Origin of the sequence: Mycolicibacterium septicum DSM 44393 (genome assembly GCF_000455325.1) — a bacterium.
GTDB lineage: Bacteria > Actinomycetota > Actinomycetes > Mycobacteriales > Mycobacteriaceae > Mycobacterium > Mycobacterium septicum.
Genome location: NZ_HG322951.1, coordinates 873,682 through 882,444 on the forward strand (window position 1 = coordinate 873,682; position 8,763 = coordinate 882,444).

Annotated in this window: 9 protein-coding genes and 1 pseudogene; 8 read left to right on the forward strand and 2 right to left on the reverse strand. The window is 57.6% G+C overall.

Annotated elements, in window-relative coordinates; translation table 11 throughout:
• Window positions 1-362 precede the first annotated feature (362 nt).
• The 5 genes from TX88_RS33110 (at window position 363) to TX88_RS04085 (ending at window position 4,614) form a co-directional block, all read left to right on the forward strand.
• A complete protein-coding gene (locus tag TX88_RS33110) occupies window positions 363-1,043 on the forward strand; it encodes an RraA family protein (protein ID WP_084621782.1) in 681 nt (226 codons plus the stop codon).
• Window positions 1,040-2,314, forward strand: a complete 1,275-nt coding sequence (locus tag TX88_RS04070; RefSeq protein ID WP_044514870.1) for an MFS transporter — start codon at window positions 1,040-1,042, stop codon at window positions 2,312-2,314. The genes TX88_RS33110 and TX88_RS04070 overlap by 4 nt, the downstream gene beginning before the upstream one ends.
• Window positions 2,311-3,123 (forward strand): carbon-nitrogen hydrolase family protein, encoded by an 813-nt coding sequence (locus TX88_RS04075; RefSeq protein WP_044514874.1) that lies wholly within the window; start codon window positions 2,311-2,313, stop codon window positions 3,121-3,123. The genes TX88_RS04070 and TX88_RS04075 overlap by 4 nt, the downstream gene beginning before the upstream one ends.
• A gap of 83 nt (window positions 3,124-3,206) precedes the next feature.
• The gene (locus TX88_RS04080) at window positions 3,207-3,899 is read left to right on the forward strand and encodes a GntR family transcriptional regulator (protein ID WP_044514877.1); all 693 of its coding nucleotides are present in this window, start codon (window positions 3,207-3,209) and stop codon (window positions 3,897-3,899) included.
• A 301-nt stretch (window positions 3,900-4,200) separates the two neighbouring features.
• Window positions 4,201-4,614, forward strand: coding sequence for a pyridoxamine 5'-phosphate oxidase family protein (locus TX88_RS04085; protein WP_044514880.1), 414 nt, complete (start codon window positions 4,201-4,203; stop codon window positions 4,612-4,614).
• A gap of 331 nt (window positions 4,615-4,945) precedes the next feature.
• Here TX88_RS04085 and TX88_RS04090 read toward each other — a convergent pair whose 3' ends face one another.
• A complete protein-coding gene (locus tag TX88_RS04090; protein ID WP_084621785.1) occupies window positions 4,946-5,875 on the reverse strand; it encodes an NAD(P)-dependent oxidoreductase in 930 nt (309 codons plus the stop codon).
• Window positions 5,876-6,546: 671 nt separating this feature from the next.
• Here TX88_RS04090 and TX88_RS33115 point away from each other — a divergent pair.
• The 3 genes from TX88_RS33115 to TX88_RS04095 all read left to right on the forward strand — a co-directional run bounded on the left by TX88_RS33115 (window position 6,547) and on the right by TX88_RS04095 (window position 8,030).
• Complete coding sequence (locus TX88_RS33115; RefSeq protein WP_084621786.1) at window positions 6,547-6,858, forward strand: WhiB family transcriptional regulator; 312 nt, start codon at window positions 6,547-6,549, stop codon at window positions 6,856-6,858.
• Window positions 6,859-6,975: 117 nt separating this feature from the next.
• Complete coding sequence (locus TX88_RS33120) at window positions 6,976-7,527, forward strand: flavin reductase family protein (protein WP_409365845.1); 552 nt, start codon at window positions 6,976-6,978, stop codon at window positions 7,525-7,527.
• Between the two features lie 176 nt (window positions 7,528-7,703).
• Window positions 7,704-8,030: a hypothetical protein gene (locus TX88_RS04095; protein ID WP_162563075.1), complete on the forward strand. Its 327-nt coding sequence runs from the start codon at window positions 7,704-7,706 to the stop codon at window positions 8,028-8,030.
• 372 nt (window positions 8,031-8,402) lie between these two features.
• On the opposite strand, the pseudogene TX88_RS04100 reads toward TX88_RS04095, so the two are convergent.
• Window positions 8,403-8,763, reverse strand: a pseudogene (locus TX88_RS04100) (nitronate monooxygenase); the annotation flags it as partial.

An 8,763-nucleotide genomic window follows, 5' to 3' on the forward strand; every position in this document is an offset into this window, starting at 1 on the left:
GAGAACGTTCGATCTCGGCGTGGGGAGCGTCCGGGTTGTGGCTGAACAGCTCGCGCACAGCGCTAGAGCCGGGAAGTGCGGCGAACATCCGGTCGAGGAATATCCAACTCGGCGAGGGTGTAGTTGAGCAAGTCGGTTACCGTCCAGCCCTCGTGCACGCAACCAAACGGGTGAATCGTCCCCGTGCTGGAAAGTGGAGGACGTACAGGCAGTCTGGTGGCCGTCCTACTACTTGCCTTCGGTGGACCGGGACTGGACTGGCTGCCGCTGCTGCGTAAGTCCCGTTGACACAGATATGACGCCCTCCTAAGGTGAACTCTGTTATATACATCACGTATACGTAACGTATACAAAGGAGTTTCGTGTTCACTCGGTTCGCTTCACCTCCAGTTCTTGACCCTGCGATTTCGGCGGCGCTGGGTTCTGTCACCACATCCACATTCGGGCACCTGCGGGACCACGGCTTCATACGTGGATTGACCCCATTGGCGTATCCCGCGGGCTTCGTCGGTGTCGCAATCACCGTTCAGATTCCGTACATGGATTCCACGGCTGTTCACGTTGCAGTGGATGAGCTACGCCAGGGCGACGTGCTTGTCGTACAACAGTCCGGCGACAGGACACGGTCTTGCTTTGGCGGAGTTCTCGCCTTCACTGCAAGGCACCGTGGCGCTGCGGGTGCAGTATTCGACGGTCCTGTCAACGACCGCCAACAGATTCTGGATGAGGGGTTTCCGGTGTATTCGCGAGGGGTCGCGCCCATCACTACCCGCATCCTAGGGATCGAAGGTCAAATCAACGTCCCAGTCTCCATCTCGGGAACGGTTGTCAACCCAGGGGACATCATCTGGGCTGACAACGATGGCATCGTAGTGCTCGGACCCGCTGAGGCGCTCGACGCCGCTCGCCTGACTGCTGAAATGGAATCTGGCGAGGACGCCTTCCGCCATCATCTGCAACGAGGTGGAAGCCTTGCCGCGCACTCCGGAGCACGGGATCTCTTCAACGCCCGGCGTGCTCCACTTGTCGAGGAGTCGCCGTGAACAAGATTCAGGAGGATTGCGCTTCGCCATTTCGTAGATGGGGTCTCGTCGCTGGCGTCTTATTGCCCGTCACGTTCGTGATGGCAGTTGACCGTGCTGCAATGACGGTCGCTGCGCCGATCATCCAGAGAGAGTTCGACTTTACCCTGACCGAGATGTCGATCATTCTCACGGCCTTCACGTGGGCGTACGCGCTGTTCCAGGTTCCCGGCGGGCTCGTCACGCGAAGGCTTGGGCCACGACGGACTCTGGCGCTCGCGGGATTGTGGTGGTCGTTCTTCACTTTTGTTACACCGTATGCGGCGACCATTCTCATGTTCGTTGTCCTGCGCATCCTTCTCGGTGCTGGGCAGGCTGCGGACTGGCCAGCCTCGGTGACTGCAATCGCACGGTGGTTTCCAGTCGAGGAGAGATCGCGAGCAAATTCGTTTCTGCTCGGCGGTATCTACATGGGCTCGTTCCTAGGTACGCCGATTGTTGTCGCCATCGCCGGGGCACATGGTTGGCAGGCTCCTTTTCATGTGTTCGCCGTGATCGGCGCGGTTCTCGCCATCGTCTGGTGGTTTGTCTACGGGCCGGAGCGAGATACGCAGAGTAGCGAGGAAGTCGATGAAGCACCTGATGGAGGCCAACGAGTACGGACTTTCCTTCGCGTACCCGGATTCTGGCTCCTCGGACTCCAGTACAGCTTCCTGACTCTCATCATCTCTTTCTTCAATATTTGGATGCCGACGTATCTGGTTGAGGCGCGGGGGATCTCGTTTGCATCGATGGGTCCGCTGGCTGCGCTCCCATGGGGAGCATTGGTAGCAACGGTATTTCTTTCTGGCATTCTTAACGATCGGCTGATTCGTGATTGGGCAGACCGTCGACGCATGGCGGTGATCGGTTTCATCGTTGCTGCGATCGCGCTGATGGTAGGGGCACTCACTCCCAGCGTTGCCGGAATGCTCATCTGGATGTGTGTCAGCCTGGGCGCGGTCGGATTCGTTCAGACTCAGGTCTGGGCGGCTACACAAGATTACGGTGGGGTCAACGTACCTGCCGTGTCCGCCTTCGTGAATATGTGTGGGATTGCAGCCGGGGCTTTAGGTCCGATTTTGACGACACTTCTTGTCGGTATTGGTGGTAACTGGGGGATCGCGTTGGCCGTGCTAGGCGCCGCGAGCGCACTGGGAGCCATCTGCTGGATGTTTCTCCGGCCGGAAATCCCGCTTGACTCTCATCGATCTATCGCTACCCCATCGTCGTGTGAGGAGATTGCTAAATGAGCATTAATGTCGCAGCATGCCAATTTGAGGCAAATGCAGACATGAATTATAACCTTGACGCCTGTGTCAGGCTAGTGGAACAAGCGGCTCGAAAAAATGCAAAAGTCGTAGTATTGCCCGAGGCGGCAATGTTCACTGACTGGTCCGGCGAAACTTCCCTGGTCAAAATCTCGCAGCCGCTCGATGGCATATTCGTGACTGGACTGTCGCAAGTCGCCAGAGCGACGAACACCGTTGTGGTTGCGGGAATGTTCGAGCTGGCCGAGGGGAAGACATACAACACAACGGTCGTCATTGACCAATCGGGCAGTACGATCGGTACGTATAGAAAGGTGCATCTCTACGATGCGTTCGGCTTTCGAGAATCGGACAAGGTTGCGAACGGGAGTCGTCGATCGCCGACGACATTCACCCTCGGCGGAATTACATTCGGCCTCCTGACCTGTTATGACTTGCGATTCCCCGAAGCCTTCCGCTGGGTCGTAGATGCCGGAGCCAATGCTGTCATCTTGCCGGCCGCGTGGGTTCGTGGGCCTGGGAAGGAGACGCACTGGCGGACCCTCCTGCAATCACGGGCGATTGAGAACACCATCTATGTGATAGGTTCGGGCCAAGTCGGCGAGATGACCTGCGGATTGAGCCAGATCGTGGATCCCGCAGGAGTGGTTGTGGCCTCTGCGGGGAGTCAATTCAACGACGTCGTCACCGCGGAACTCAACCCTGACCGAATCGCGGGTGTGCGGATGGAAAATCCGTCACTGGATAATCGGCGGTTCACTGTCTCTTTGCAAGCGAAGTCGGACGCATAGGTGTACCTACAGAGGTATGAGGTGCCTGCTAGAGTCAACCGCTGATTCCCAATCCAATGTCGAGAGACGGAAAATCAGACGGTATGGAAGCATTCGCTGACAAGGAAGCCTCGCGCCTACCTCCTACCTCGCGGCCGGCCCGAGTGAATGCGGCCCAATTCGCCTACGGTTATTTGAAGGCCCTGATCCTCGACTTTACCCTGGAGCAGGGCGATATCGTCACCGAGACAGAGGTCGTTTCAGCGACTGGGCTATCTCGAACGCCTGTGCGTGAGGCGCTCACACGGTTGAACGACGAACGCCTGGTAGAACTTCAGCCGCGCCGGGGTGCCTTGATCCCGTGGATAACACGACGGCAGGTACATGAACTATTTGACCTGCGTATTTTGCTTGAAGGGGAAGCGGTTCGGATCTTTTGCGACAACAGAATTGAGCCGAGTGGCCGACTCCTGGAGCTGTGTGACGAGTGGGATCGCATGGTCGACGAGGGCCGAAGCGAAGGTGACGTTATGTCGGTTGTCCGGCAATTTCACTCGACTCTGGTTGATTCAGCAAACAATACGATGATGGCGATGGTGTTTTCGTCCTTAGCTGACCACTTTCAGAGAATTGGTACATTCTCTTTCAGGCAGGATGCCTCGCGCATGAGGGCAACCGAAGCGCATCGGGATATCGCTATGGCTGTTTATCGGCACGACAAGGATGCCGCTTTAGGTAGTTTGCGTGCATGTCTCGAAACCGGGCGTAGGCTAATCTCACAACAGATCAAGTATTAACCATATCCCATTGATGAGCGGATATGGACAACTTCATTGATGATTTATGACCATATTTCGCGGTGCTCATAATTTCCGGCCGATGGTACGAGCTATGTGTAATTGGCTGTAGAAGACAATCGAATCCCCTTATTGACGTGCGAGGATTCGGGTTGTCAAGTGCGCGTAAAAGGATGTACTACCACGCCAACGGCATTGGATGCTGCCGCCAACTTGGAGTGAGATAACATACAGCTTGTGTGAGGGACAGAGTTCTTGATTGGCGTGCTTATTTGGGCGTAGCTTGAGGTACGTGAATCCGATGTCTTCTGCACAGCGCAAAGAGTTCCTCTCAGGAAAGCATGTAGCAGTCCTGTCCATTGATGCCTCAATCGATGGCAGACCACCCGCAAGCGCCCCTATTTGGTACACCTATGACAGCGATGGGCTTATTCGTTTTACGGTCAACGGTACGAGTAGGAAGGCCAGGTTGCTAAACCACGCAAAGTCCGTCAGCCTCGTGGTTCAGAACGAGGAGCTACCGTATCAGTACGTGGTCGTGGAGTGTTCAGTTGTTGAGACGGCGAACCCGACACCAGTCGAATTCCTTGAGACCGTGGGAACTCGTTACCTGGGCGAAGAACGCGGCCGCGCGTTCATGGCGGGCCTGCAGAACCAGTTGATGTTCGCTGTGCGGCCCGACAGATGGCTGACAGCCGGCGCTGTAATCGAATGAGCGATCCACAGCTGGTGCTAAACATAGAGCGTGCGACCAATACGCATGCAGCTTGACGCCGCCTTTGGTTGGGGTAGAGGCACTTTGACTGCCAACTGAACGCGAGGCTAGACGGTCAACAATCGGCTTCGAGGCTGGGTCGTTGCAGAGCTCCCTCGCTGGCAACTTGCCAGCGAGGGATTGCGGCGCATCGAAACGGTCGCGCCACGCACCACGGGCGCGTTCCGGGCGAATCCGCCAATAAAGTGCAGGCCAAACCTCACCTGCCCCACCTACGTCGGTCGCACTCAACGCATTTCACGCACCGGATCTTGCTCCTCGGGACTGCTGTCTATTGCGGTAGCCCACCACTGTGACCCGCTGAAGCGCCCTGCTGCGGGCGAGGGCGCATGAGCAAGTCGATCATCGCGTGGTAGGACTTTGAGCCCATCCCGGCTGCCTCTGCGTCGTTAGCGTGACTTGTGGCAGCTTTGAGGACGCGGTTCGTGTAGCCGCTGCGCTCGATGGCGTCCCCAAAATGCCGCATCGCTGTGGCGATGTTGGACATCGTCGCCTGATCGGTGTCGTAATTCGACGACCTAACCGCCTCCAACGCCTCATCGACCGATTCAGAGATCATGTCGACAACTGGTTTGGTGGCCTGTGCCAGGGTATCCGGCGAAATCCCGGTGCCCAGCACATAAGCCGCTGTCTCGACGAACGCGGTCATTGCAGAGTGGTAGAACGAGCCGATAACACCAGTGTCGAGGACATTTACCAAATCGAGCCTGTTCGAGATGTATCGCGTGTTTCCACCCAACATCTGAAGTAGGTTGCGGTGTCGCGCCCAGACTTCCTCCGGCCCAGCGTACAGAAGGGTCGACTCGGGCCTCCCGATCTGATGGGGGTAGACGAAAATGGCGCCATCGAGGTAGGACCCACCTTTGGCGTCGCATAGCTCGCTGATCGAGTCCACCTCGTCTTGCACCCCAGTTGTCAGATTCACGAACGTCTTACCGTCTAGCTTGTGCACGGAGTCGAGTACCTGGCGCACAGTGTCGTAGGTAGCAAGTACCGCCACGGCAACATCTGCGGTTTCTATCGCTGCCTGAGCTGATTGCGCAACCTCGATGTTCGGCCCACGAAGGGCTTCAGCCCGCGCAGCGCTACGATTCCAGACGACCACCGACTTGCCGGCGTCCGCCCAACGACGTGCCAACGTCGATCCCATGTTTCCGCAGCCCAGCACAGCGACATCGGCATGCGTTCTTTCCTCAGCCATTTGCCCTCACAATCGTTTCTGCGATCCGTGCCTTCGATTTGGATGTCGCCCACGTGACCGGGCGCAATTTTCGGTGCGCCGAGTTTTATCGTTTCTTGGATTGCCCTTGGATCGCATTGACATCTAGCGCCAGGAACCTATATGGCAGTGCCAAACATTCGAACGCTCCGTGGACGCCAGTTTGACGAAAATGCGATCACGGACGCCTGGTTGATCAGTCCGGTGCCTCCGCAAGCTTGCAGGCTTCGGGACTTCTAAACGCGTAGCGGCAGAGGGTGATCGGTCGCTGGGTGCCGCCGTGCCAATGAGGCGATAGGCCACGGCAAGGTTCCTGCGGCCACGTTGGCGGCACTGTCAGGCGTGATCATTCAACCCACTTGGCGCGCCTGATCTATCTTCGGCTGCTATCGGATACACACACTGTGATGTGCCCGACATCGGGGCGCTTCGCGACAATCCGCCTACGCGTGCTAGCGATGACTCCGCGATTGACGGTGGGTGCGGTGTGAGAGCTGCCGCAGTGCCTGACGCCTTCTGGAGGCATCGAGCGGTCGACGGCAGTTGGTCGACTTAGGGGCGCGAAACTAAATCGGCTTTGCCTCACGCGCAGAGGGCGTTTGGAGGCGTGAGGTGCGACATCGACGTGGCGTCAACTTACCGGAGTTGTTTCAATGGTGGTAGCGGACTGGTCTTGGCAGTTGTTGGCAAGGTGTCGTGGCGAAGATCCGGAGTTGTTCTTTCATCGAGACACTGAACGCGGTGCTCAGCGGCGTATGCGAGAACGAAAAGCTCAAGAAATCTGTTCCTCATGCGAGGTACTTCGAGAGTGCCGACGCCACTCTCTTCAACTGAAGGAACGGTTCGGTGTCTGGGGTGGGCTGACTGAGGACCAGCGGTACAGAGCACTTGGGCTGCAACGTGACAGGAGGGGCCATGGGTGGAGTCCTGCCGGTTCAGAAGGGGATCAACAACGACTCCGGTGAATCTGGCCACGCCGTCCGGTGTAGTGGCGCTTGGAGATAGGGTTCTGGCGCTCAAGTGCAACGCGTTGATAGTTCCGCCGTTGTGAAGTGGATCAGAGTCGGGTGCGGTTGTGAAGAGTGCTGGAGGCCAATATGTTTGATACTCGGACGTTACGAGATGCCTACGGGCATTTCCCTACGGGTGTCGTGGCGATCTGCGCCGAGATTGATGGCATCCCCGTTGGCATGGCTGTTTCTGCCTTCGTCCCAGTCTCGCTTGAACCCCCGCTCCTTGGCGTATGCGTTCAATTGACCTCGACGACTTGGCCTAGTTTGCGCGGTGCGCACGCGATAGGGGTCAGCGTGCTGGGGGCAGACCAGGTCAGTCACGCACGGCAGCTAGCTACGAAACATACAGATCGGTTCCAAAATTTGGGTGTACGGGTTACGCCGAATGGCGCAGTTTTGCTCGATGATGCGGAAGTCTGGTTTGCGTGCCATCTGGCTGACAGCTTCGTTGCAGGTGACCATGAAATTGCGCTCCTACACGTTGATTCAATCGAATTCAGCGACAGTGAGAAGAACCCAATGGTGTTTCACGGTAGCCAGTTTCACCAGGTGCTGTTCCAGCCAACATCGCCTTCGGACCTAGACCTGCCGAAGTTGTCGCCGGCGAACCGCAGCGGATAGATGCTGCTGCCGAGTTCCTCACTAGGAATGCGAGGTTGTCTATGTTGAGATCGTCTATCGAACGGCGGGGCCTAGCAGATGGAGTATCGATTTCGGCTCAGCCTTTGCGAGTGGGAATATCCAGTGGCGCGTACCAATGGCTGAGCGGGGAGGGGGAGGCTACATGCATCGAGGCAGTGGACCTCTACGACCTCGGACGCAAGGCTGGGCACATTCGCGAACTCTGTCCTGCAGCTGATGTTCTTGTTTACATCAACTTCGTGATCGCGTCTAATGCCGCGACTGCACGGGCGACTCTCGAGAGCGCTGAGGCGGTTCTTCCTGCTGTGACCCTGGGGTATGTAGGCACACCTTATGGTCTCGCGAATCTCATCGGAGATATCCACGCGATGGGTCTAGCGGATGGCGCGATTCTCCATCCGCTGATACGCGGCGCTGAACTTAACATGGTGTTCAACTCGGTTCTTCCGCAGCTGGGCATTACCACCCCTAAGGCGGGGTAGTGACTATGACCGTGGTCCATGAAATCCATCTGTAGGTGAGAATCCAGGTCACAGGTTAACGGGCCATAGGTCCGGTGCCTTGAGTTTCGATGCCGAGACCTACCATCCACAGCCCGCCTGCCAATGACGATCCATCTGGCCGGTCTGGAGATGAAACGTGCCGCTAGGGAGTTTCTTGGCGCGAGTGGCAGGGCGCTCACTAGTTGGTGTCGCAACTGCGATGCTCGCGGTCACGACTTCTGTCAACCGGCCAAAGGCTTCGCTGTGGCTATTCTGGGCCGGATTAGACTTAGGGGCACGGCACCGCCCGGATTTGTGCTGAAACATGCAGCACAAACGGTGACCATGTTGGTGTGGCTACGCTGGCGCAAATCAACTAGCGACAGCACGCTCATCGTCAGCCGCGTCGACCATGTTCGCCAGGCGCCCACTGATCAGCAGCTCGGCGTCGGCCACCATTCGTGAGACGAGTTCGCCGCAGGTGGGGATGTCGTTGATCAGGCCCATCGAGGTTCCGACCGACCAGATGCCTGCGTCGAGATCGCCGATCTCGTAGACCTTCACGCCGCGTTTGCCGGCCACCAGATCCTTGACGTCCTCGAACTGACCGCCGTCTTTGAGGATCTGCACCACCTCACGTGAGACCGCGTTGCTCGCGACGCGGGCGGTGTTGCCCAGGCTGCGGAAGATCAGCTCGGTGTCGAGCTCGGTGCCCGCCACGATCGCTTCCTTG